21 protein-coding genes are annotated in these 22,671 nt (G+C 72.5%); 14 read left to right on the forward strand and 7 right to left on the reverse strand.

Annotated elements, in window-relative coordinates:
- Positions 1-14: 14 nt before the first annotated feature.
- From IG99_RS05485 to IG99_RS05525, 9 genes are all read left to right on the forward strand, one after another.
- Positions 15-2,246, forward strand: a complete 2,232-nt coding sequence (locus tag IG99_RS05485) for a molybdopterin oxidoreductase family protein (protein ID WP_037670411.1) — start codon at positions 15-17, stop codon at positions 2,244-2,246.
- 178 nt (positions 2,247-2,424) lie between these two features.
- Entirely contained in the window at positions 2,425-3,873 is a 1,449-nt protein-coding gene (locus tag IG99_RS05490; protein WP_037670412.1) for a CitMHS family transporter, read from the forward strand.
- A 34-nt stretch (positions 3,874-3,907) separates the two neighbouring features.
- Positions 3,908-5,155, forward strand: a complete 1,248-nt coding sequence (locus tag IG99_RS05495) for an MFS transporter (protein WP_037670957.1) — start codon at positions 3,908-3,910, stop codon at positions 5,153-5,155.
- Between the two features lie 101 nt (positions 5,156-5,256).
- A complete protein-coding gene (locus IG99_RS05500) occupies positions 5,257-5,826 on the forward strand; it encodes a hypothetical protein (protein WP_037670414.1) in 570 nt (189 codons plus the stop codon).
- Positions 5,813-7,798 (forward strand): class F sortase, encoded by a 1,986-nt coding sequence (locus IG99_RS51605; RefSeq protein ID WP_324606125.1) that lies wholly within the window; start codon positions 5,813-5,815, stop codon positions 7,796-7,798. Before IG99_RS05500 ends, IG99_RS51605 begins: the two co-directional genes overlap by 14 nt.
- A gap of 176 nt (positions 7,799-7,974) precedes the next feature.
- A complete protein-coding gene (locus tag IG99_RS05510; RefSeq protein ID WP_037670416.1) occupies positions 7,975-9,312 on the forward strand; it encodes an ABC transporter ATP-binding protein in 1,338 nt (445 codons plus the stop codon).
- 102 nt (positions 9,313-9,414) lie between these two features.
- Positions 9,415-10,803, forward strand: coding sequence for an aldehyde dehydrogenase family protein (locus tag IG99_RS05515; RefSeq protein WP_037670418.1), 1,389 nt, complete (start codon positions 9,415-9,417; stop codon positions 10,801-10,803).
- A gap of 10 nt (positions 10,804-10,813) precedes the next feature.
- Complete coding sequence (locus tag IG99_RS05520; protein ID WP_037670959.1) at positions 10,814-11,902, forward strand: Zn-dependent alcohol dehydrogenase; 1,089 nt, start codon at positions 10,814-10,816, stop codon at positions 11,900-11,902.
- Positions 11,903-12,028: 126 nt separating this feature from the next.
- The gene (locus IG99_RS05525) at positions 12,029-13,351 is read left to right on the forward strand and encodes an MFS transporter (RefSeq protein ID WP_037670419.1); all 1,323 of its coding nucleotides are present in this window, start codon (positions 12,029-12,031) and stop codon (positions 13,349-13,351) included.
- On the opposite strand, the gene IG99_RS05530 is transcribed toward IG99_RS05525, so the two are convergent.
- The 3 genes from IG99_RS05530 to IG99_RS05540 all read right to left on the reverse strand — a co-directional run bounded on the left by IG99_RS05530 (position 13,343) and on the right by IG99_RS05540 (position 15,809).
- Positions 13,343-14,302, reverse strand: a complete 960-nt coding sequence (locus IG99_RS05530; RefSeq protein ID WP_037670421.1) for a DMT family transporter — start codon at positions 14,300-14,302, stop codon at positions 13,343-13,345. The two genes, IG99_RS05525 and IG99_RS05530, sit on opposite strands and share 9 nt — an antisense overlap.
- A 68-nt stretch (positions 14,303-14,370) precedes the next feature.
- Positions 14,371-15,081, reverse strand: a complete 711-nt coding sequence (locus IG99_RS05535) for an ArsR/SmtB family transcription factor (RefSeq protein ID WP_037670423.1) — start codon at positions 15,079-15,081, stop codon at positions 14,371-14,373.
- Between the two features lie 68 nt (positions 15,082-15,149).
- Positions 15,150-15,809: a TetR/AcrR family transcriptional regulator gene (locus tag IG99_RS05540; protein ID WP_037670425.1), complete on the reverse strand. Its 660-nt coding sequence runs from the start codon at positions 15,807-15,809 to the stop codon at positions 15,150-15,152.
- An 89-nt stretch (positions 15,810-15,898) separates the two neighbouring features.
- Between IG99_RS05540 and IG99_RS05545 the strand changes: the two genes are divergently transcribed.
- The 3 genes from IG99_RS05545 to IG99_RS05555 all read left to right on the forward strand — a co-directional run bounded on the left by IG99_RS05545 (position 15,899) and on the right by IG99_RS05555 (position 18,032).
- Entirely contained in the window at positions 15,899-17,050 is a 1,152-nt protein-coding gene (locus IG99_RS05545) for an acyl-CoA dehydrogenase family protein (RefSeq protein WP_037670426.1), read from the forward strand.
- Between the two features lie 70 nt (positions 17,051-17,120).
- Positions 17,121-17,348, forward strand: coding sequence for a YiaA/YiaB family inner membrane protein (locus IG99_RS05550; protein ID WP_037670961.1), 228 nt, complete (start codon positions 17,121-17,123; stop codon positions 17,346-17,348).
- A 60-nt stretch (positions 17,349-17,408) separates the two neighbouring features.
- The gene (locus tag IG99_RS05555) at positions 17,409-18,032 is read left to right on the forward strand and encodes a TetR/AcrR family transcriptional regulator (RefSeq protein ID WP_037670428.1); all 624 of its coding nucleotides are present in this window, start codon (positions 17,409-17,411) and stop codon (positions 18,030-18,032) included.
- A 13-nt stretch (positions 18,033-18,045) separates the two neighbouring features.
- On the opposite strand, the gene IG99_RS05560 is transcribed toward IG99_RS05555, so the two are convergent.
- Positions 18,046-18,507 (reverse strand): MaoC family dehydratase, encoded by a 462-nt coding sequence (locus IG99_RS05560; protein ID WP_037670429.1) that lies wholly within the window; start codon positions 18,505-18,507, stop codon positions 18,046-18,048.
- A gap of 134 nt (positions 18,508-18,641) precedes the next feature.
- Here IG99_RS05560 and soxR point away from each other — a divergent pair, with 134 nt between their 5' ends.
- Complete coding sequence (gene soxR, locus IG99_RS05565; protein ID WP_037670430.1) at positions 18,642-19,175, forward strand: redox-sensitive transcriptional activator SoxR; 534 nt, start codon at positions 18,642-18,644, stop codon at positions 19,173-19,175.
- A 28-nt stretch (positions 19,176-19,203) separates the two neighbouring features.
- Here soxR and IG99_RS05570 read toward each other — a convergent pair whose 3' ends face one another.
- The gene (locus tag IG99_RS05570) at positions 19,204-20,271 is read right to left on the reverse strand and encodes an RNA ligase (ATP) (protein ID WP_037670431.1); all 1,068 of its coding nucleotides are present in this window, start codon (positions 20,269-20,271) and stop codon (positions 19,204-19,206) included.
- A gap of 146 nt (positions 20,272-20,417) precedes the next feature.
- Here IG99_RS05570 and IG99_RS05575 point away from each other — a divergent pair, with 146 nt between their 5' ends.
- A complete protein-coding gene (locus tag IG99_RS05575; RefSeq protein ID WP_037670433.1) occupies positions 20,418-21,152 on the forward strand; it encodes a hypothetical protein in 735 nt (244 codons plus the stop codon).
- Here IG99_RS05575 and IG99_RS05580 read toward each other — a convergent pair.
- Together IG99_RS05580 and IG99_RS05585 are read right to left on the reverse strand one after the other, a co-directional pair.
- A complete protein-coding gene (locus IG99_RS05580; RefSeq protein WP_037670435.1) occupies positions 21,098-21,826 on the reverse strand; it encodes a 3-keto-5-aminohexanoate cleavage protein in 729 nt (242 codons plus the stop codon). The genes IG99_RS05575 and IG99_RS05580 overlap by 55 nt on opposite strands.
- Positions 21,827-21,891: 65 nt before the next feature.
- Positions 21,892-22,494, reverse strand: coding sequence for a hypothetical protein (locus tag IG99_RS05585; protein ID WP_037670437.1), 603 nt, complete (start codon positions 22,492-22,494; stop codon positions 21,892-21,894).
- Between the last annotated feature and the right edge of the window lie 177 nt (positions 22,495-22,671).

A 22,671-nucleotide genomic window follows, 5' to 3' on the forward strand; every position in this document is an offset into this window, starting at 1 on the left:
CTCCGGGAGGACCCGTGTCCCGCACCGCTCTCCGTATCTGTCCGCTGTGCGAGGCCACCTGCGGGCTGACGCTCACCGTCGAGGGCACCAAGGTCACCGGCGCCCGCGGCGACCGGGACGACGTGTTCAGCAAGGGCTTCATCTGCCCCAAGGGGGCCTCCTTCGGCGCTGTCGACGGTGACCCCGACCGGCTGCGCGCGCCGCTCGTGCGCAAGGACGGCGAGCTGCGGGAGGCGAGCTGGCAGGAGGCGTTCGACGCGGTCGCGGCCGGCCTGCGGCCCGTGGTCGAGCGGTACGGGCCGCACTCCGTCGGCGTCGTCCTGGGCAACCCCAACGTGCACACCGTGGCCGGCGGCCTCTACCCGGCGGTCCTCGTCGCCGGCCTCGGCACCCGCAGCCTGTTCACCGCCTCCACGGTCGACCAGATGCCCAAGCACGTTTCCAGCGGGCTGCTGTTCGGCGACGCCAACGCCATCCCGGTGCCGGACCTGGACCACACCGACCACCTCCTCCTCATCGGCGCCAACCCCCTGGAGTCCAACGGGAGTCTGTGCACCGCGCCCGACTTCCCCGGCAAGCTCAAGGCGCTCAAGGCCCGCGGCGGCACCCTCACCGTCATCGACCCGCGCCGCACCCGGACGGCCCGGCTCGCCGACCGGCACGTCTCGATCCGGCCCGGCACCGACGCGCTGCTGCTCGCGGCGATGACGTCCGTCCTGTTCGAGGAGGGCCTGGTCGACCTCGGCGACCTCGGCCCGCACGTCGAGGGCGTCGAGGAGGTACGCGCCGCGCTGCGGGACTTCACCCCGGATGCCGTCGCCGAGGCCTGTGACGTCGAGGCCCCGGTGATCCGCGCCCTGGCCCGCGAACTGGCCGCCGCCCCCACCGCGGCCGTATACGGCCGCATCGGCAGCTGCACCGTCCCGCACGGCACCCTCGCCAGCTGGCTCGTCGACGTCCTCAACATCCTCACCGGCAACCTCGACCGGCCCGGCGGTGCCCTCTTCCCGCTGGCCGCGACGGACAAGACGCCCCGCCCGGCGGGGCCCGGCCGTGGTTTCGCGCTCGCGCGCTGGCACTCCAGGGTGAGCGAACATCCCGAGGCGAAGGGTGAGTTGCCGCTGTCCGCGCTCGCCGAGGAGATCGACACCGCCACCGAGGAGGGCGAGCCGATCCGGGCGCTGATCGCGGTCGCCGCCAACCCCGTGCTGTCCGCCCCCGACGGCGACCGCCTCGACAAGGCGCTGGACTCCCTGGACTTCATGGTCAGCCTCGACCCCTACCTCAACGAGACCTCGCGCCACGCGGACGTCGTCCTGCCGCCGCCCCCGCCCTCGCAGAGCCCGCACCACGACTTCGCCTTCAACACCCTCGCCGTACGCAACCAGGTCCGCTACACCCGCCCCGCGGTCCCGCTGGAGCCGGGCAGGATGGCCGAGAGCGAGATCTTCGCCCGGCTCGTCCTCGCGGCGACCGGCATGCACGGCGCCGACCCGTCCGCCGTCGACACCCTGGTCCTCGACCAGACCCTCGGCAAGGCGGTCAAGGAACCCCACTCGCCCGTGCACGGCCGCGACCCCCGTGAGCTGGCGACCCTGCTCACCGGCGACAACGGCCCCGAGCGGCGGCTCGACATGATGCTGCGCCTCGGCCCCTACGGCGACGGGTTCGGCGTACGACCGGACGGGCTGAGCCTGCGGAAGCTGCTCGCGCACCCGCACGGCATCGACCTGGGACCGCTGCGGCCCCGACTGCCGCAGCCGCTCAAGACCCGCAGCGGCAGGGTGGAACTGCTGCCGCGGCCGATCGCGGACGATCTCCCGCGACTGCGTGAGGCGTTGGCGCAGCGACCGGACGGGCTCGTGCTCGTCGGCCGCCGGCATCTGCGGTCCAACAACAGCTGGATGCACAACGTCCCCGCCCTCACCGGCGGCAGCAACCGCTGCACCGTGCACATCCATCCCGAGGACGCCGAACGGCTCGGTGTGCGGGACGGGGCGCCGGTGCGGGTGAAGGGAGCCGGGGGAGAGGTGACCGCCCCCGCCGAGGTCACCGACGGCGTGCGCAGGGGCGTGGTCAGCCTGCCGCACGGCTGGGGTCACGACCGGCCCGGCACCCGGATGAGCCATGCGGCCACCGACCCCGGCGTCAACGTCAACCAGCTCCTCGACGGCAGCCTGCTCGATCCGCTGTCGGGCAACGCGGTGCTCAACGGCGTACCCGTCGAACTGGCCCCGGTGACGTGAAAAAGATGGCCCCGATGGCCGAAATGGTCATGCCTCTGACCGGCGCAAAGCTGTGACCAGCAGTTTTGCGCTTATTGCTCGCAGGTCAACGTCTTGTTAACGCCAAACGAACGGACCTAACGTCGTCGCCACCGCCGGCCCTGGTGGGAGTTCAAGGGCGAACGTTAGGTATCCACTCATGTTGACCATCCTCGGCTTCGCCATGATCGCGACCTTCCTGGTCCTGATCATGATGAAGAAGATGTCGCCGATCGCGGCGCTCGTGCTGATCCCCGCGCTCTTCTGCGTGTTCGTCGGCAAGGGCGCCAAGCTCGGTGACTACGTCATCGACGGCGTCACCAGCCTCGCCCCCACCGCGGCGATGCTCATGTTCGCGATCGTCTACTTCGGTGTGATGATCGACGTCGGCCTCTTCGATCCGATCGTCCGGGCCATCCTCAAGTTCTGCAAGGCCGACCCGATGCGCATCGTCGTCGGCACGGCCCTGCTCGCGGCGATCGTCTCGCTCGACGGCGACGGCTCGACCACCTTCATGATCACGGTCTCGGCGATGTACCCGCTGTACAAGCGCCTGAAGATGAGCCTGGTCGTGATGACCGGTGTCGCCGCCATGGCCAACGGCGTGATGAACACCCTGCCGTGGGGCGGCCCGACCGCCCGCGCCGCCACCGCGCTGAAGCTCGACGCCAGCGACATCTTCGTCCCGATGATCCCGGCGCTCGCCGTCGGCCTGGCGTTCGTGATCGCCCTGTCGTACGTCCTCGGCCGCCGAGAGCGCAAGCGGCTCGGCGTGCTGACGCTGGACGAGGCGCTCGTCGAGGGCCACGTCGCCGAGGTCAAGGAGAAGGTCGAGGAGAAGGAGACCGAGACGGTGCTCGTGGGCGCCGGCGGCGCCGGATCCGGTTCCGACCAGCGCGCCGCCCGCACCGGTGGTTCCGGCGCCGGCACCGACGCCGCCCTCGGCGACGACGAGTCCGACGACGACATGCGGGGCCTGGACCAGAACCGCGCCACGCTGCGGCCCAAGCTTTACTGGTTCAACGCGCTGCTCACGGTGGTCCTGCTCACCGCGATGATCATGGAATACCTGCCGATCCCGGTGCTCTTCCTGCTCGGTGCCGCGCTCGCGCTGACCGTCAACTTCCCGCGCATCCCGGACCAGAAGGCCCGTCTCGCCGCCCACGCCGACAACGTCCTGAACGTCTCCGGCATGGTCTTCGCCGCCGCGGTCTTCACCGGCGTCCTCCAGGGCACCGGCATGGTCGACCACATGGCCAAGTGGCTGGTCGACGTCATCCCCAACTCCATGGGCCCGCACATGGCGTTCGTGACCGGCCTGCTGAGCCTGCCGCTCACCTACTTCATGTCCAACGACGGCTTCTACTTCGGCATCCTGCCGGTCCTCGCCGAGGCCGGTCAGGCGCACGGCGTTTCTTCGCTGGAGATCGCCCGCGCCTCGCTGGTCGGCCAGCCGCTGCACATGTCCAGCCCGCTCGTCCCGGCCGTGTACGTCCTGGTCGGCATGGCCAAGGTCGAGTTCGGTGACCACACCAAGTTCGTCGTCAAGTGGGCGGCGCTCACCTGCCTGGTGATCCTCGCCGCGGGCATGCTCTTCGGGATCATCTGAACCCGAACCTGACAACTCAGTGGAGGACAACATCGTGAGGCCCGGTGGGAACCGCGGCTGGCTGCTCCGCCTCGTCATCGCCTTCGGCTTCGCGCAGGGGGCGGTGTCGATGGCCCGGCCCGCCGTCTCCTACCGGGCCCTCGCGCTGGGCGCGGACGAGCGGGCGATCGGTGTCATCGCGGGCGTGTACGCGCTGCTGCCCCTCTTCGCTGCCGTCCCGCTGGGCCGCCGCACCGACCACGGCCGCTGCGCGCCCCTGCTGCCCATCGGGGTCGTGCTGATATCCGGCGGCTGCGCGCTCAGCGGCCTGGCGGGGTCCCTGTGGGCGATGGCCCTGTGGAGCGGAGTGATGGGCCTCGGCCACCTCTGCTTCGTGATCGGCGCCCAGTCGCTGGTCGCCCGCCAGTCCGCCCCGCACGAACAGGACCGCAACTTCGGCCACTTCACCATCGGCGCCTCCCTGGGCCAGCTGGTCGGACCGATCGCGGCCGGCGCCCTGATCGGCGGCCCCGACATGGCGGGCACCAGCGAACTGGCCCTCGTCGTCGCGGGAGCGGGCGCGGCGGTCGCGTTCACGTCGTTGTGGCGCATAGAGAGCCGTACGGCGTCCATGTCCCGTACGGAGCGCGGCGCCCCGGTCCCCGTGCGGCGGATCCTGCGGGCCCGGGGTGTGCCGGCGGGCATCTTCATCAGCCTCGCCGTACTGTCCGCGACCGACATCCTCACCGCCTACCTGCCGGTGGTCGGCGAACACCGCGGCATCGCGCCGTCCGTGATCGGCCTTCTGCTCAGCCTGCGGGCCGCGGCCACCATCGCCTGCCGGCTGGTGCTCACGCCACTGCTGCGGCTGCTGGGGCGGGCGTGGCTGCTGACGGTGACGTGTCTGCTGGCGGCGCTGCTGTGCGCGGGCGTCGCGGTGCCGGTGCCGGTGTGGGCGCTCGGTGTGATCCTCGCGATGCTCGGCTTCTGTCTCGGGGTCGGCCAGCCGCTGTCCATGACGACGGTGGTCCAGGCGGCTCCCGACGGGGCCCGTTCGACGGCGCTCGCGCTGCGGCTGACCGGCAACCGCCTCGGGCAGGTCGCCGCGCCGGCCGCGGCGGGGCTGATCGCCGGGGTCGCGGGGGTGGCGGCTCCGTTCGTGATGCTCGGTGCGCTGTTGCTGCTGTCGTCCGGGATCGCGCTGCGGTCACCGGGGGAGCCCGCGGACGCCGGCGATGGCTCTCGGGAGACGGGGGGTGAGCGGCGGTCCCGGCCGCCGTTGCGCCGGAAGAGCGATATCTGACGGGGTGTGGGGCGCTCCTCCCACACTCCGCGCGCGGAATGTGACATCGAATCAGGTGCAGTCTGATTTGTATGAAAATCACCTGATTTGGAGGGTCTCGTATGCCGACCTCGTCCCGTCCGCGCAGAGCCGCCGCACTCACGGCACTCACCGTCGGCGGAGCCCTGCTCCTCGGAACCCCGGCCGCGGTGGCCGCCCCCGGGGACAACGGAGACATCAGGATCCACATGGCGGGCACCGCCGCGGAGGCCCGGGCCACCCAGCCCAAGGCTTGCCGGCTCTACCTCGACGCGTTCAACTTCGACGTCGCCCAGGGCGTCAACTGGACCATCCAGCCACGGTCCGCACAGGCGGGCGCCGGGGCCACGCTCACGGGCGTCATCACGCTCGCCAACGGCGAAGGGGTCACCGAGAACATGATCCTGCCCGCCGGGCAGTACACGCTCGAGTGGACGGTCGTCGGCGGCACGGGCGCGCCCAGGGAGAAGGCGTTCACGTCCGAGTGCCCGGACTTGATCGGCGTGCCCAACGGCGGTCCTCCCGCGGGCGGCGGCGGCCTCGCCCGTGCCGAGGCGTTCACGCCGGTCACCGGCGCGGCCGCGGTGGGTGTGGCCGCGGTCGGCGGAGCGGTCTGGTTCCGGCTCCGGCGCCGTCCGCATGGCGCCGCGTAGGCGAACCCGCAGGCCCTGGTACCGGACGCGCGCCTACCGCCTCACGAGAACGGCCGTCCTGGCCGCCTCCCTGACGGCAGGCGGCGTCTGGTGCGCCGACACCGACGAGCCCCCCGCCCCGGCCACCGCAGGCGCTCGCCTCGACGCACGGGGGGCGGTGTCGGAGCGGGTGGCGGACGGGACCGGGGAACAAGAGCAGACCGCGCGGGCCGGGGCCGCCACGGGGAGGACGGGGAACGCGGAGCCGGGATGCCCCGGCGGGCGGGGCGAGGCCCGAGGCGTACGGGCGGGCGGAGCCCGCGCCTCGGTCGTGGCGGGCGGAGCTGACGCCTCCGTCGTGGCGGGCAAGGCTGGGCCTGGCGTCCGCGTGGGTGAGGGCGGGGGTGGGCCTAGTGGGCCTGGCGTCCGGGCGGGTGAGGGCGGGGCTGGACCCGGTGGGCCTGGTGCCCGCGCCGTAGCAGGCGGGGCCGGCGCCTCCCCTGTGACGGCCGGGGCCCGCTCTCGTGGGCCTGGCGCCCCCGCTGTCCAGAGCGGCAGCGCGGTGCCAGGGCGGACGGGAGACGCGGTGCCAGGGCGGTCGGCAACCGCGGTGTCGGCGCGGTCGGGAGACGCGGGGTCGGGGCGGTCGGCAACCGCGGTGTCGGCGCGGTCGGGAGACGCGGGGTCGGGGCGGCCCGGGACCTGCTCCGGCGCGGTCCGGCCGCAGCAGCCGGGCGGTGTGCGGCCGGGTGCGGGCGCCGCGCGTCCTGACCGGCCCGGGGCCCGTGCCGACGTGCACGGAGGTCAGCCACCGAGACCCGGAGTCGGTGCGGGCCGGACCGGCGCTGACGCACAGCGGCAGGAGCCCGGTGTGGCGCCGGGCGTGGCTCGGCAGGAGCGGCCCGGAGTCGGTGCGGGCGAGACCGGGCCTGACACCCGCCCGTCGGGGCCTGGCACCCGCCCGTCGGGGCCTGGCACCCGCCCGTCGGGGTCTGGCACCCGCCCGTCGGGGTCTGGCACCCGCCCGTCGGGGTCTGGCACCCGCCCGTCGGGGCCTGGCACCCGCCCACTGGGGCCCGACCCACGCCCGCCGGGGCCTGGCACCCGCCCACTGGGGCCCGACCCCCGCCCCCCGGGACTTGGCACCCGCCCGCCAGGCCCCGACTCCCGCCCGCCGGGGCCCGGTACGGGCCCCGGGGCCGTACCCGGTACGGGCCCCGGGGCCGCGAGGTCCGGTGCCGGTGCCGGCGGCGCGCAGGCCCCCGATGCTCCCCCCGGCCCCGGCGGTGCACCCCCCCGGCAGCAGGGCCCAGGAGCCGGCGCGGCTCGGCCGCAGCAGGCGGGCGGCGGCGTCGGCGTTGACAAGGGGCACCAGCAGCCAGGTGCGCACCTCGGCAAGGCGCAGCCTCGGCGGCCCGCTCCCGGGCCAGGGAACGGCGCGCAGCGGCCCCGACCCACGCCCCCGGCCACCCACCGCCGTCCGCCCGCGAATCCCGACCCCCGCACCCTGCCGCGGTCCCGGGCGACCATGCTCACCATTCCCTATCTGAGCCTCAAAGCACCCGTCATGGACCTCCGGCTGGACCGGCAGCGTCGGCTGCCCGCGCCGCCCGACGACAAGGCGGACCGCGTGGGGTGGAACGCGGACGGGCCGGCGCCGGGGGAGCGGGGGACGGCGGTGGCGGTCGGGCACCTGGACACGAATTCCGGGCCCGCCGTCTTCGCGGGGCTCACCGAGCTCAAGCGGGGCGTCCTCGTGGAGGTGCGGAGGGCCGACGGCCGGACCGCCGTCTACACCGTCGACGCGATCAAGAAGTTCGAGAAGGCGCACTTCCCCAACAAGGAGGTCTACGGCGCCCGCGGCCGCCCCGAGCTGCGGCTCATCACCTGCGGCGGCGACTACAACCGCAGAACCGGCTACTCCGGGAACCTCGTCGTCTTCGCTCACCTGAAGGAGATCCGCGAACCGGACAAACACTCCCGCGCCCGCTGAATCCGACCGTCCCCTTTCTCACCAGGTGGACCGGAGCGCCCTATCCTGCCCGATCTCTTCCCCCGGCCGCACACCGTCCGTTAACTTCCGTGACCCCATGAGTCCCGTACGACCCGCACGGGACTTCCGAACCGCGGAGCATCAAAGCGCCGAGTGAGCCCCCGGGGGCACCTGCCATGACACGCGCCATCTCCCTGCACGACGTGACCAAGTCCTATACGCGAGGCATCCGCGTGGTGGACAGGCTGTCGTTGGACATCACGCCCGGGGAGTTCCTGGTCCTCCTCGGCCCCTCCGGCTGCGGCAAGTCCACCGTGCTCCGGATGATCGCCGGCCTGGAGGAGATCGACGAGGGCCAGTTGCTGCTCGACGGCGAGTACGCCAACCATCTGCCCCCGTCGGGCCGGGACATCGCGATGGTGTTCCAGAACTTCGCCCTCTATCCGAACATGACCAGCCGCGACAACATCAGCTTCCCCCTGCGCATCGAGGCCCCCGGCGAGGATCCGAGCCCGCGCGTGGACACCACCGCCCGCATGCTGGGCATCGAGGACCTTCTGGACCGCTTCCCCGCCCAGCTCTCCGGCGGCGAACGCCAGCGCGTCGCCATGGGCCGGGCCATCGCCCGCCACCCCTCCGCCTTCCTGATGGACGAGCCGCTGTCCAACCTCGACGCCAAACTCCGCGGCCACCTGCGCGCCGAGATCGGCCGCCTCACCCGCGAACTGGGCGTCACCACGGTCTACGTCACCCACGACCAGGCCGAGGCGATGTCACTGGGCGACCGGGTCGCCGTCATGCGCGGTGGTGTCCTCCAGCAGGTCGACACCCCGCGCACCGTCTACGCTCTCCCGCGCAACGTCTTCGTCGCCGCCTTCATCGGCACCCCGCGCATCAACCTGCTCCGGGGCATGGTCCGCGCGCCGCTGGACGGAGCGATGACCATCAGCCTCGGCAAGCAGTTCCTGCGCCTGCCCGAGCCCCTCTCCCTGGACCACCAGTTGCTGCGCGTCCAGCAGGGCCGCGAGATCATCGTCGGGCTGCGCTCGGAGGCCGTGCGCATCGCCAGGCCCTCTTCCGCGCGGCCCGGCGAGGTGGCGATCACCGGCCTGGTGGAACACCTGGAGTTCCAGGGCCACGAGGTCATCGTGCACTTCAACACCGGGTCCAGCCCCGCCGTCGTACCCGAGCTGGAGGCCGCGCGGCCGGGGGCCCGTGCCGTCCGGCGCGGGCGTCGCGAGGGCACGGTCATCGACCGCCTCCGGGAACGGGCCGGGGCGCTGCGCGGGGGCCCGGTCGCGGTGCTGGACGAGCCCGTCGGCGGTGACCGCGGACCCACGTCCACCGAGGTCCGCCTGCCCGGCGACCTCGTCGTGCGCACCACCCCCGACATGGAGCTCCGCCAGGGCATGCAGGTCCCGCTGCTGGTCGACCTCGCGCACCTCTACGTCTTCGACCAGCACGGCGAACGCATCTGCCCCGCCCCCACCCACCTGCCGGACCTGGGGGAGTGAGGCACACCACGACCGGGTGAGGCTGCCCCGAAGTGTCTGGCGCCCGAAAACTATCACCGTTAGTTTGTGTGCCGGACGACGAGTCACGCCGGAAGGAACGCGATGAAGGCACACGACGGCATGTACATCGACGGCGACTGGCGGCCCGCCGCCGGCCCGGACGTCATCGAGGTCGTGAACCCGGTCGACGAGCAGGTGATCGCCACGGTCCCGGCCGGCACACCCCAGGACGTCGACACCGCCGTAGGGGCCGCCCGCGCCGCCCTCCCAGGCTGGGCGGCGACCCCGCCCGCCGAACGGGCCGCGCGGCTGACCGCCCTGCGGGACGTCCTCGTGGCCCGCAAGGACGAGATCGCCGAGACCGTCACCGCCGAGCTGGGCGCACCACTGCCGTTCGCGCAGGCGGTGCACGCGGGCCTGCCGATCGCGGTCGCCGGTTCGTACGCCGAACTGGCGGCGACGCACGCGTTCGAGGAGAAGGTCGGCAACTCCACCGTCCTGCACGAGCCGATCGGCGTGGTCGGCGCGATCACGCCGTGGAACTACCCGCTCCACCAGATCGTCGCGAAGGTCGCCCCGGCGCTCGCCGCGGGCTGCACGATCGTGGTGAAGCCGGCCGAGGACACTCCGCTCGTCGCCCAGCTCTTCGCCGAGGCGGTCCACGAGGCGGGCCTGCCCGCCGGTGTGTTCAACCTGGTCACCGGCCTCGGCCCGATCGCCGGACAGGCCCTGGCCGAGCACCCCGGCGTCGACCTGGTCTCCTTCACCGGCTCCACCGCCGTCGGCCGGCAGATCGGCGCGACGGCGGGCGCGGCCGTCAAAAAGGTCACCCTCGAACTGGGCGGCAAGTCCGCCAACGTCATCCTGCCGAGCGCCGACCTCGCCAAGGCGGTCAACGTCGGCGTCGCCAACGCCATGTCCAACTCGGGCCAGACATGCAGCGCCTGGACGCGCATGCTGGTGCACACCTCGCGGTACGAGGAGGCGGTCGGGCTGGCCCGCGAGGCCGCCGCCAAGTACGGCGACCGTATCGGCCCGGTCGTCAACGCCAAGCAGCGGGCGCGCGTGCTGAGTTACATCGACAAGGGCCTGGCCGAGGGTGCCCGTCTGGTGGCCGGCGGCACGGAATCCCCGCGCGAGCAGGGCTACTTCGTCAGCCCCACGGTCTTCGCCGACGTCACCTCCGACATGACGATCGCGCAGGAGGAGATCTTCGGCCCGGTCCTGTCGATCCTCCGCTACGACGACGAGGAGGAGGCGCTGCGGATCGCCAACGGCACCCTGTACGGCCTCGCCGGCGCCGTCTGGGCCGGGGACGAGGCGGAGGCCGTGGCCTTCGCCCGCCGTATGGACACCGGCCAGGTCGACATCAACGGCGGCCGCTTCAACCCGCTCGCCCCGTTCGGCGGTTACAAGCAGTCGGGCGTCGGCCGCGAACTCGGCGCGCACGGCCTGTCCGAGTACCTGCAGACCAAGTCCCTCCAGTTCTGAGGTGCCGACCTTGTCCACGACCGTCCGTGCCGCCGTCCTTCCCGCTGTCGGCTCCCCGTTGGAGATCACCGGCATCGAGCTGCCCGACCCCGGCCCCGGGCAGGTCCGGGTCCGGCTCGCCGCCGCCGGGGTCTGTCACTCCGACCTGTCCTTGTCCAACGGCACCATGCGGGTGCCCGTCCCCGCCGTCCTCGGCCACGAGGGCGCCGGCACGGTCGTGGCCGTCGGGGAAGGGGTCGCCCACCTCGCGCCCGGCGACGGCGTCGTCCTCAACTGGGCCCCGTCCTGCGGAAGCTGTCACGCCTGCTCGCTCGGCGAGGTCTGGCTGTGCGCCAACGCCCTCAACGGCGCCGCCGACGTCCACGCCCGCAGCGTCGACGGCACCGACCTGCACCCCGGCCTCAACGTCGCCGCGTTCGCCGAGGAGACGGTCGTGCCGGCGAGCTGCGTGCTCCCCCTCCCCGAGGGCGTCCCGCTCACGGACGCGGCCCTGCTGGGCTGCGCGGTCCTCACCGGCTACGGAGCCGTCCACCACTCGGCGCGGGTCCGGCCGGGGGAGACGGTGGCCGTGCACGGCGTCGGGGGCGTGGGCCTCGCCGCGCTCCAGGCGGCCCGTATCGCGGGGGCGGCGCAGATCGTCGCGGTCGACGTCTCCCCCGAGAAGGAGGAGTTGGCGCGGGCCGCCGGAGCCACCGACTACGTGGTGGCCTCCGACACCACGGCCCGCGAGATCAGGGGTCTGACCGACAAACAGGGCGTCGACGTGGCCGTCGAGTGCGTGGGCCGTGCGAGCACCATCCGCGCGGCCTGGGACTCCACCCGGCGCGGCGGGCGCACCACGGTCGTCGGCATCGGCGGCAAGGACCAGCAGGTCACCTTCAACGCCTTGGAGCTCTTCCACTGGGGCAGGACCCTCTCGGGCTGCGTCTACGGCAACTCCGACCCGGCGCAGGACCTGCCGGTGCTGGCCGAGCACGTCCGGGCGGGCCGTCTCGACCTGGGCGCGCTGGTGACGGAACGCATCGGACTGGAAGGGATTCCTGCGGCGTTCGCCAACATGCTCGCGGGCAGGGGCGGCAGGGCGCTGGTGGTGTTCTGATCCCGAGTTGCCCGGAGTGCCCCACGGGTGCTCCGGGCAACCTTCGCGCACGACCGTTGACCCCATACCGTCCGGTCAGTATGTTCCCGGGAACGTCCCCACCGCACCCATCGGAGTGTGCACTGCATGGACACCTTCCCCACCGCTCAACCCGCCACCGCGACCGCCGCGTCGACCCCCAATCGCCGCCGCGTGGCCACCGCCGCGGCCCTCGCCTCGGCCGTCGAGTGGTACGACTACTTCGTCTTCGGCATCGCCGCCGCCCTCGTCCTGGGCGATCTCTACTTCCCCGCGGGCAGCTCCACCGCCGGAGTCCTGGCCTCCTTCGCCACCTTCGCCGTGGGCTTCCTGGCCCGCCCGCTCGGCGGCATCGTCGCCGGCCACCTCGGTGACAAGCGCGGCCGCAAGCCGATGCTGGTCCTCGCGCTCACGCTGATGGGCCTGGCGACGACGGGCATCGGCCTGCTGCCGACGTACGACACGATCGGCGTCGCCGCCCCGATCCTGCTGGTCACCCTGCGCGTCGTCCAGGGACTCGCGGTCGGCGCCCAGTGGGGCGGCGCGATGCTCCTGGCCACCGAGTACGCCCCGGAGGGCAAGCGCGGCGTCTACGGCAGCGTCGTCCAACTCGGCGTCCCCATCGGCGTGGTGACCGCCAACTCCGTCTTCCTGCTGGCCGGCGCCTTCACCACCGACAGCGCCTTCGCCGCCTGGGGCTGGCGGATGCCCTTCCTCGTCGGCCTGTTCGTCCTCGCGCTCGCCTGGTACATCCACACCCGCGTCGAGGAGACGCCCGCCTTCCGGGAGGCGGAGCGGGCGCTGGCCGAGAAGGAGAAGTCGGAGGGGAGCTCGCCGCTGCGCACGATCCTGCGCGACCACCTCGGCACCGTCCTGCTGGCCGGCGGCTCCTTCGCCGTGAACACCGCGACCTTCTACATCCTCATCACCGGCGTCCTCGACTACACCACCCGCGAACTCGACATGAACCGCGGCGCCGTCCTCACCGTCTCGCTCTGCGTCAGCCTCACCCAACTGGTGCTGATCCCGGCCTCCGCCGCGTTGTCCGACCGCGTCGGGCGCATCAGGATCTACGCCGTCGGCGCGGTCGGCATCGCGTTGTGGGCCGTACCGCTTTTCCTGCTGATCGACACCGGTTCACTGCTGTGGCTGGCGGTCGGCACGTTCGTCGCCAGCTGCTTCCTGAGCATCATGTACGGCCCGCAGGCCGCCCTGTTCGCCGAGCTGTTCACACCCGAGATGCGCTACACGGGTGCCTCCCTCGGCTACCAGATAGCCGCCGTGGGCGGTGGCGGACTCGCGCCGTTCGTCATGGTCCTGCTCCTGGAGGCGACGGGCACCTCGATGTCGGTCGCCGCCTACATCGTCGGCCTCTCGGTGATCGCGCTCGTCTCCATCAAGGTCCTTGCGGACAGGGCGCGCTCACGCTGATTCCCGGGTCTGCTCGGGCTGTGGCGCCGCCGCCACGACCCGAGCGGACCGCGCACGCGACCGCGACACCGCGACCCCGGCCAGGCACAGCGCCCCGCCCGTCAGCGTGAGCGGCCCCGGCACCTCGCCCAGGGCCAGCCAGGACATCAGTACGACCAGCGCGGGCACCGCGTACGTCGTCGCGCCCATACGGCTGGCGGTCGTACGGGCGAGGGCGTACGCCCACGTCGTGAACGCGAGCGCGGTCGGGAAGACGCCCAGGTAGACCATGTTCAGCGTGGCCGACACCGGTGCCTTCGCCGCCTCGCTCACCAGCTGCCCGGCGAACGGCAGACAGAGCACCGCACCCACCAGGCACCCGAACGTCGTCACCTGCAGCGCGCTCGCCCGCCCCAGCGCGGGCTTCTGCGCCACGACTCCGGCGGCGTACGCGACCGCCGCCAGCAGACACAGCACCACCCCGAGCACCGAGGAACCACCGTCGCCCGACATCGACAGCCCCACCGTCACCGCACCGGCGAACGACACCGCCATCCCCGCCAGCAGTCGCGGCGGCATCGCGTCACCGAGGAAGCGCGCGCCGAGCAGGGCGATCAGGATCGGCCCGATGTTCACGACGAGGGCCGCGGTCCCCGCGTCCACCTGCTGCTCGCCCCAGTTCAGGACCACCATGTAGAAGCCGAACCAGAGCACCCCCGATGTCCCGATGCCGCGCCACGCCGATCGAGGGGGCCAGCCCTCCCGCCGTACGGCCCAGATGACCCCCAGCGTCAGCGCCCCGGCGAGCAACCGCCCGAGCGCCAGCGCACCCGGTGAGTACGCGGTGCCCGCACTTCGGATCGCTACGAAGGCGGAGGCCCACAACACCACGGTGACGGCGGCCGCGCCGGCGGCGAGCACCTCCGTACGGCGAGCGGGGTGGCTGGGGCTGGGTGGGGACGTGCTCATCATGCTCCCGAGGCTAGGGGGGGACGTCGGTGGAAGGCACACGTATTTTGGCCGGGGGTCTGACAGCGGCGTCAGCCGAGCGCCGCCGCCCCGATGCCCAGCAGCTCCGACAGCGCCCGCTCGCCGGCCGACGTCACCTTCACCGCCCGCTCGGAGCCGATGCGCACGCACCAGCCCGCGTCCAGGGCGTGTCGGCACAGGGCCGCGCCGGCCACACCGGCGAGATGGGGGCGGCGCTCGGTCCAGTCGAGGCAGGCCCGGGCGAGCGGGCGGCGGCTCGTACGGTCCAGGGCGATGCCGGCGGAGTCGAACCAGCCGAGGCCCGCGTCGGTCAGCGCGAACCCGGTGTCCTGGGTGAGCAGCTCACGTACTGTCAGTGCTTCGGTGATCGCGATGCCGAGGCGTCCGGCGAGATGGTCGTAGCAGGTGCGGCCCCGGGCCATCGCCGAGCCGGCGCTCGACTCGCGCAGGGTGCGCGGCCGCCGGCCCGTGTCGGGGCCGAGCTGGGCCGCGAGGTCCTCCACCAGTTGTGCCACCCGCGCGTCGGCGAGTCGTACATACCGGTGCCGGCCCTGCCGCTCCTCGGCCAGCAGTCCGCCCGCGACCAGCTTGCCCAGGTGCTCGCTCAGCGTCGACGCGGCGACTCCCGCGTGCCGCGCCAGCTCACCGGCGGTCCACGCCCGCCCGTCGAGCAGCGCCAGCAGACACGCGGCCCGTGTCTCGTCGGCGATCAGCCCGGCGAGCCGGGCCAGCTGCGGTGCCTGGGGATCCTTGCCGGTCATGCGTCCATCGTGCGCCACGAACACTTCGGCGGCCGCCGAACCATCACCGCGCCGAGCATCCGCACGGGTCAAGCGCCCGTCGCGCCCTGTCCCGGCCGCCCGACCTGCTCGTACTGCCGCACCAGCCCGTCCAGCAGCGCCGTCAGCCCCGTCTCGAATGCCCGCTCGTCGATCTTCTCCTGCTGCTCGGCGAGGAGGTGGGCCTGTCCGAGGTGGGGATAGTCGGAGGGATCGTACGCGCTCTGGTCGTCGACGAAGCCGCCAGCGAACGAGCCGAGCGCCGAGCCCATGATGAAGTACCGCATCAGCGCGCCGATGGAGGTCGCCTGCGCGGGCGGCCAGCCCGCCTCGACCATCGCGCCGTAGACCGCGTCGGCGAGCCGCAGGGCGGCCGGGCGGCGGCCGGGGCCGCGGGCCAGGACCGGGACGATGTTCGGGTGGTCGCGCAGGGCGGCCCGGTAGGAGACGGCCCAGTCGTGCAACGCGGTCCGCCAGTCCCGGCCGTCCTCGAACATCGACAGGTCGACCTGGGCGCTCACCGAGTCCGCGACCGCCTCCAGGATCTCGTCCTTCGTGCGGAAGTGGTTGTAGAGCGAGGGCCCGCTGACCCCCAGCTCGGCGGCGAGCCGGCGCGTGGAGACGGCCGCGAGTCCTTCCGTGTCCACGAGCGCGCGTGCCGTCTCGACGATCCGGTCGGTGCTGAGGAGGGGCTTGCGCGGTCGGGCCATGGCGCACATAGTAGGGCTGCGGCCGTGAAACTAGCAGTGCTAATTTAATTGTTCAGCCTTCAAGATCCTTATCAGTGGGGTGACCCGGCATGAATCTGGAGCTCAGCGAGGAGCAGACCGCCGTACGGCGACTCGCACGGGACTTCGTGGAGCGCGAGATCGCCCCCAACGTCGTCGCCTGGGATCGCGCCGAGGAGGTCGACCGGGGGATCGTGAAGAAGCTCGGCGAGGTCGGCTTCCTCGGCCTGACGATCGACGAGGAGTACGGCGGCTCGGGCGGTGACCATCTCGCCTACTGCCTGGTCACGGAGGAACTCGGCCGTGGGGACTCCTCCGTGCGCGGCATCGTCTCCGTCTCGCTCGGCCTGGTCGCCAAGACCATCGCCGCCCGGGGCAGCGAGGAGCAGAAGCGCCGCTGGCTGCCGGGCCTCACCTCCGGCGCGTATGTCGGCTGCTTCGGCCTCACCGAGCCCGGGACCGGCTCCGACGCGGGCAACCTGACCACGCGCGCGGTCCGGGACGGCGAGGACTACGTCATCAACGGCACGAAGATGTTCATCACCAACGGCACCTGGGCCGACGTCGTGCTGCTCTTCGCCCGCTCCACGGACGCGCCGGGCCACAAGGGCGTCTCCGCCTTCCTGGTCCCCACCGACACCCCCGGCCTGACCCGCCGCACCATCCACGGCAAGCTCGGCCTGCGCGGCCAGGCCACCGCCGAACTGGTCCTCCAGGACGTGCGCGTCCCGGCCTCCGCGATGCTGGGGGAGGAGGGCAAGGGCTTCTCCGTCGCGATGTCGGCGCTCGCCAAGGGGCGGATGTCGGTGGCGGCGGGCTGCGTCGGCATAGCGCAGGCGGCACTGGACGCGGCGGTCCGGTACGCGACCGAACGCGAGCAGTTCGGCCGGACCATCGCCCACCACCAGCTCGTCCAGGAGCTGATCAGCGACATCGCCGTGGACGTCGACGCGGCCCGGTTGCTGACCTGGCGGGTCGCCGACCTGATCGACCGCGGGCTGCCCTTCGCCACCGAGTCCTCCAAGGCCAAGCTCTTCGCCTCGGAGGCCGCCGTGCGCGCCGCCAACAACGCCCTCCAGGTCTTCGGCGGCTACGGCTACATCGACGAGTACCCGGCGGGCAAGCTGCTGCGGGACGCCCGCGTGATGACCCTCTACGAGGGCACGAGCCAGATCCAGAAGCTGGTGATCGGGCGGGCCCTGACGGGCGTCTCGGCGTTCTGAGTACGTCGCCCGCGCGTCCCTGAGTACCTCGGCGGATGTGGTCTCGGCCACGTCCGCCGAGACTCGTCCCATGAGTGAGACACCGGGCAAGCAGCAGAACACGGCCGCCTTCTACGGCCAGGCCGTCGCCTCCTTCGCCGTCGCCATGGCGGCGACCGCCGTGGGGATCTACCAGCTCAAGGCCGACGCCTGGGTGCGGGCCTTCCTCGCCATCGCCGTCCTGTACCTCGTGACGTCCGCCTTCACCCTGGCCAAGGTGATCCGGGACCGGCAGGAGCCCGCTGAGCGGGCGCGCTAAGCAACCGCTCACCTTCGGCGGTATGGTGGTGCTCCTGTCACCGAGAGGGGCGAACGAGCGATGAGTACGGCGGAGGAGACGGCCGGCGGCGAGCCGCAGCCGTGGGGCGAGGTGACGCCCGATGCGGCCCGACGGCTGCTCGTCGCCGCGGTGGAGGCCTTCGCCGAGCGCGGCTACCACGCCACGACGACCCGTGACATCGCGGGCCGCGCCGGGATGAGCCCGGCCGCGCTCTACATCCACTACAAGACCAAGGAAGAGCTGCTCCACCGCATCAGCAGGATCGGCCATGAGAAGGCCCTGGAGATCCTGCGGACGGCGGCCCGCGGCGAGGGCAGCGCGACCGAGCGGCTCGCCGACGCGGTCAGCTCCTTCGTGCGGTGGCACGCGGGTGGGCGCACCACCGCGCGGGTCGTCCAGTACGAACTGGAGTCGCTCGGCCCGGACGCCCGTGCGGAGATCCTCGCCCTGCGCCGGCAGGTCGACGGGGAGGTGCGCCGAATCGTCGAGGAGGGCGTGGAGACGGGCGAGTTCGACGTCCTGGACGTCCACGGCACCACCCTCGCGGTGCTCTCCCTCTGCATCGACGTGGCCCGCTGGTTCAACGTCGACGGCCCGCGCACCCCCGAGGAGGTCGGCGACCTGTACGCCGACCTCGTGCTGCGGATGGTGGGGGCGAAATAGCGGGGGCGGTGGCTCAGAGGTAGTAGCGGGCCACCGACTCGGCGACGCACACCGGCTTGTCGCCGCCCTCGCGCTCCACGGTGAACGCGACGCTCACCTGGACGCCGCCGGTCACGTCCTCGACGCCGGTGATCGTGGCGGTGGCGCGCACCCGGGAGCCGACGGGGACGGGGGCGGGGAAGCGCACCTTGTTGGTCCCGTAGTTGACGCCCATCTTCACGCCCTCGACGTGGATCAGCTGGGGCCCGAACAGGGGCAGCAGCGACAGCGTCAGGTACCCGTGCGCGATCGTCGTGCCGAACGGTCCCGCGGCCGCCTTCTCCGGGTCCACGTGGATCCACTGGTGGTCGCCGGTGGCCTCGGCGAACAGGTCGACACGCTTCTGGTCGACCTCCAGCCAGTCGGTGTACCCCAGCTGCTCGCCCACCGCCGCCTTCAGGTCGTCGGCGGACGTGAAGATCCTCGGCTCTGCCATGTCTGGGCCTCTCGCGTCACGAACTCGGTTCTTCCTGCATGCTAAGCGACTGCTTAGCATGGTCGCAGCAAGACCTCGTGTCAACGGCCGAAAGGCGCGGCGGGGGCCGGTGGCCCATGGGTAGGGTTCGAGGGGTGCCCCAGATTCCAGAGAAGATCCACGAGCTCACCGTCGGCCAGCTCTCCGCGCGCAGCGGCGCCGCCGTCTCGGCCCTGCACTTCTACGAGTCCAAGGGCCTGATCAGCAGCCGGCGCACCTCGGGCAACCAGCGCCGCTACCATCGTGACACCCTGCGCCGGGTCGCCTTCGTCCGCGCCGCGCAGCGCGTCGGCATCCCGCTGGCCACGATCCGCGACGCCCTCGCCGAGCTCCCCGAGGAACGCACCCCCACCCGTGAGGACTGGGCCGGCCTCTCCGAGGCCTGGCGCGCCGAACTCGACGAACGCATCAAGCAGCTGAACCGCCTCCGCGACCACCTCACCGACTGCATCGGCTGCGGCTGCCTCTCCCTCGACACCTGCGTCCTCTCCAACCCCGACGACGCCTTCGGCGAACGCCAGGCGGGCTCGCGGCTGCTGGTGGAGAGGGGAGGCCGGAGGCCGGGCACCGCCTCCGGACGGCGGCCGGAAGCCCAGGAGCAGGCGGCTCCGGCCGCCGGCCGCCGCTGAACCTGTCAGCGCCGGACCACGCCTGCGCTCACTCGAACTCCGTCCCGCCCTTCCGCGTCAGATAGGCCGGACTCACCGCCTTCGCGATCGCCCGTCCCCCGGTCACCGCGCTGTACCGCTCACTGCGCGGGCGTATCACCACGCCCTCCCGCAGATGCAGCCCCCTACCGGACACGGTCTCGCGCCCGTCGGCGACCTCCAGCACCCGCTCGATGTCGTACGGCCCCTCGTACAGCCGCGGCACCACCGGCAGCTCCCCGTCCAGCAGTTCCGCCGCGTCCAGCCACCGCACCTGCCCGTCGATCTCCGCGGACACGTCGAACACGGCGTACCCGAGGGTGTCCCGTCGCCCGTCCGCGCCGTACGTCAGGTCCTGGACGCCCGCCCCGAACACCTCCCCGAAGACGCCCACCCGACGCGCCCCCAGCCGCTGCGCGATCCGCGCCGCGGCCTCGGCGACACCGTGACCCCGTACCGCCCGCCAGTACAGATTGCGCGGATCCTCCCGCAGCGCCAGCGACTTCGCCCCGAAGCCCTTGGACGAGACGTACACGCGACCCGTCTCCGCGACATACGTCAGCAGGCACGCCGAACCGTGCAGCTTCTCCGTCAGGACCACATCCTCGCCCGTGCTGAAGATCCCCGGAAACCGCTGGATGTTCTCAATGTCGACCCACGGCAGCAGCTCCGGCGCGGACTCCACGTCACCGTTCATCATGGGCGGCACCGGCGGCACCCACTTGGTGATCCCGAGCAGCGCCGCGAAGTCGGTGCCCTCCCGTGCCGCCCGGTCCAGGTCGAACTCCGCGAGCGCCTTGGGCCGGCACACGATCCCCTGCGACAGCTCCCCGCGCAGCCGCACCGCCTTGACCCGGTCCGCGTTGCCGCCCGCCAGCCGCCCGGTCAGCCCCAGCTCCTCGATCAGCTCGGACGGCAGCACCGCCTGCTCGGGGATGTAGACGGCGGTCTCACCGGTGCGGTAGGCGCCCTTGGCGACGACCGCTCGGTAGAGACCCACCTGGGCCAGTTCGAGCGCATCGGCGTTCGGGTGCTCGTGGACGGTCAGTACTTCGGCAGTGACACGCAGCGTCGACACGGCGCCTCCAGGTATCTCACACGGGTTTCATCGCGCCCAACTCTCCAGGTGGGAAAAGGCTGGATCGAACGGATTAGCGCCTGGTAACGTCGCGCTCTTCGGCCGGCCCATCGCCGCGCACGGAGTCCTGACGGGACCGAACTCCCATGCATTCGCCCGCCCTTGACGCGGCCCTCGCCACCATCGACACCGTCTTCGACGGCTTCGCCAGCCCGCACGAGACCGGCTGCGGTATGTGCCACCTGCCCGAGGAGACCGCGTACCTGCGCACTCCCTCCACCCGCATCCCCCTGGACGTCGTCCAGATGTACGTCTACGAGGTTTCCGACCACTTCGACGACCACGCCGCCGCCATGCGCCGCCTCCTGCCGCAGGCGGCACGGGCGATGGCCGACGGGGCCCTGACGGGGCTCCAGTACGGTGCCCACGGACTGAGCCGCGTGGAGTGGCGCTTCTGGCCCCCCGAGCAGGCCGCCGCGATCGACGCGTTCCTGCGCGCCTGGTGGCAGGACGTCCTCGCGACGCCGGAGCCGCCGTACGGCGTGGACGACATCTTCGACACCTGCGTCACGATCGCCGGGACCGTGACCCCGTTCCTCGAGGGGTGGGTCGATGGACCCGCCGCCGACGCGCACCTCGTCCACTGCGTCGACGTCTGGCTCTACGACCTGCTCGGCGACGCCTCCCCGTTCTCCTGGTGGTACGACGACAGTAAGGTCACCGGCGTCATGGACCTGCGGACCTGGCTGTCCGGCCCCGGCGCCGCCCGGCTGCGCGCGCTGGACCAGCCCGACCTGGCCATCCGCTGCGAACTCCTCGCCCTGCCCTACGACGAGCGCTGGGCGCACCCGCACTGGGACACGGCCGCGGCCACCAGCTGAGCGTTCGACTCCGCCCGTCCCCCTCCGGGAAGGACCAGCGTGTCCTCCAGACCGATACGCGTCGCCAGCCCCAGCCGTCCCGCCAGGCGCAGGACGGGCCATGCGCCGCCGTCCTCACCGTGCAGCAGGACCGGGCGGCCGTGGGCGGGGCCCAGAGCGGTCAGCAGGGCGTGTGCCGACTCCGTCGCGGTGGCGGGGTCGGTGTCGGTCACCTCGGCGAGCACGCGCAGCACCGCCGGACCCAGGGGCGAGCGCGCGAAGCGTTCCGCGCCGTCCGTGCCCGTCCAGATGCCGGCCTCCACGCCCACGCCGAGGTCGATCAGCGCGGCGGCGAGCTCCTCCGCGCCCGGCTCGTGCCAGTTGACCGAGGCGTGGTCGGGCAGCACCGTCCAGTCGCGCACGCGTTCCAGGCGTGCCGCCGGATCCGGCTCGGCCCAGACGCCCGTGGTCACGCCGACCGGCACCGCCACCCGGGCCCGTATCGCCTCCAGCGTCGCCGCCACCACGCGCGGTGACAACGTGTCCTGTCCGCAGGGGGTCTTGGGGTGGACATGAACGTCCGTGGCCCCGGCGGCGACGGCCTCGGCCGCCGACTCGGCCAGCGCGTCCGGCGACCGGGGCACCGCCACACCGTCGGCGGCCCCGCGTGTTCCGTTGAGACAGACCTGCACCATGCCCCAAGTCTGCCGCTCACCACTGACAATGGGGGGTGCGGCATCCCCGGCGCACCCCCGTCGAACTAGGCCGACACCAGAAGCCGTCCCCGCCTGGCGTACTGCAGGGCCTCCGGCGTCAGGACCGGGCGCGGCACCAGGATTCCGCAGAACGCGCAGACGGGACCGGACGACGGCTCGTGATCCAGGTCGTACTTCCAGACCAGGCGCTCCCCGTCGCACACCGGGCAACCGGTACCCGGTTCTCGCTCCAGCGCGGCGATGATCCGGCGCAGTACCTCGGCCAGCGGGTCACGGGGGTGCACCCGCGGGTCGTCGCACCACGCGACCCCGAAACCGCCCCAGGTCAGCCGGTGCCAGTCGTCCACACTGCCCGGCCGGCGCAACCCGTCGTGCTTCTCCTTCCTGCGGCGCTCCGCGAAGTCGACCTCATAGGCGAGCCAGACGGCCCGCGCCTCCTCCAGCTCGTCCAGTGCGGCCACGAGCCGCGCTGGATCGGGGGAGCGGTCCTCCGGCCCGAACCCCGCCCGGGAGCACAAGTGGTCCCAGGTCGCCCGGTGCCCGTAAGGAGCGAACCGCTCCAGGCACTTGCGCAGTGAGTAGCGCCGCAGTGCCAGATCACACCGCGGGTCGCGCACCTGTCTCGCCAGACTCCGGAAACCGGCCATCGCCCTGCACCTCCGTCACACCTGCACCTGTACTTCGGTCACTTCGGCGTCTCCGTACGGACGTCGCCGAATAGACGTGTCGACACGTGATTCGGCTCCATCCGATTTCGGATGGCCTCCATAAGCCGTCCGGGCTTGCGCGCGGCTCCCCCTCAGTGACCCGTGTGTCCGACGTGA

It is taken from the genome of Streptomyces griseus subsp. griseus (assembly GCF_000720255.1).
GTDB classification, from domain to species: Bacteria; Actinomycetota; Actinomycetes; order Streptomycetales; family Streptomycetaceae; genus Streptomyces; species Streptomyces griseus_I.

What these genes read in the sequence shown, in the direction of transcription:
- IG99_RS05490 (WP_037670412.1), top strand. Translation starts at nt 2,425, where the DNA reads ATGTTGACCATCCTCGGCTTCGCCATGATCGCGACCTTCCTGGTCCTG.
- IG99_RS05500 (WP_037670414.1), top strand. Translation starts at nt 5,257, where the DNA reads ATGCCGACCTCGTCCCGTCCGCGCAGAGCCGCCGCACTCACGGCACTC.
- IG99_RS51605 (WP_324606125.1), top strand. Translation starts at nt 5,813, where the DNA reads ATGGCGCCGCGTAGGCGAACCCGCAGGCCCTGGTACCGGACGCGCGCC.
- IG99_RS05510 (WP_037670416.1), top strand. Translation starts at nt 7,975, where the DNA reads ATGACACGCGCCATCTCCCTGCACGACGTGACCAAGTCCTATACGCGA.
- IG99_RS05515 (WP_037670418.1), top strand. Translation starts at nt 9,415, where the DNA reads ATGAAGGCACACGACGGCATGTACATCGACGGCGACTGGCGGCCCGCC.
- IG99_RS05525 (WP_037670419.1), top strand. Translation starts at nt 12,029, where the DNA reads ATGGACACCTTCCCCACCGCTCAACCCGCCACCGCGACCGCCGCGTCG.
- IG99_RS05530 (WP_037670421.1), bottom strand. Translation starts at nt 14,302, where the DNA reads ATGATGAGCACGTCCCCACCCAGCCCCAGCCACCCCGCTCGCCGTACG.
- IG99_RS05535 (WP_037670423.1), bottom strand. Translation starts at nt 15,081, where the DNA reads ATGACCGGCAAGGATCCCCAGGCACCGCAGCTGGCCCGGCTCGCCGGG.
- IG99_RS05540 (WP_037670425.1), bottom strand. Translation starts at nt 15,809, where the DNA reads ATGGCCCGACCGCGCAAGCCCCTCCTCAGCACCGACCGGATCGTCGAG.
- IG99_RS05545 (WP_037670426.1), top strand. Translation starts at nt 15,899, where the DNA reads ATGAATCTGGAGCTCAGCGAGGAGCAGACCGCCGTACGGCGACTCGCA.
- IG99_RS05550 (WP_037670961.1), top strand. Translation starts at nt 17,121, where the DNA reads ATGAGTGAGACACCGGGCAAGCAGCAGAACACGGCCGCCTTCTACGGC.
- IG99_RS05555 (WP_037670428.1), top strand. Translation starts at nt 17,409, where the DNA reads ATGAGTACGGCGGAGGAGACGGCCGGCGGCGAGCCGCAGCCGTGGGGC.
- IG99_RS05560 (WP_037670429.1), bottom strand. Translation starts at nt 18,507, where the DNA reads ATGGCAGAGCCGAGGATCTTCACGTCCGCCGACGACCTGAAGGCGGCG.
- IG99_RS05575 (WP_037670433.1), top strand. Translation starts at nt 20,418, where the DNA reads ATGCATTCGCCCGCCCTTGACGCGGCCCTCGCCACCATCGACACCGTC.
- IG99_RS05580 (WP_037670435.1), bottom strand. Translation starts at nt 21,826, where the DNA reads ATGGTGCAGGTCTGTCTCAACGGAACACGCGGGGCCGCCGACGGTGTG.
- IG99_RS05585 (WP_037670437.1), bottom strand. Translation starts at nt 22,494, where the DNA reads ATGGCCGGTTTCCGGAGTCTGGCGAGACAGGTGCGCGACCCGCGGTGT.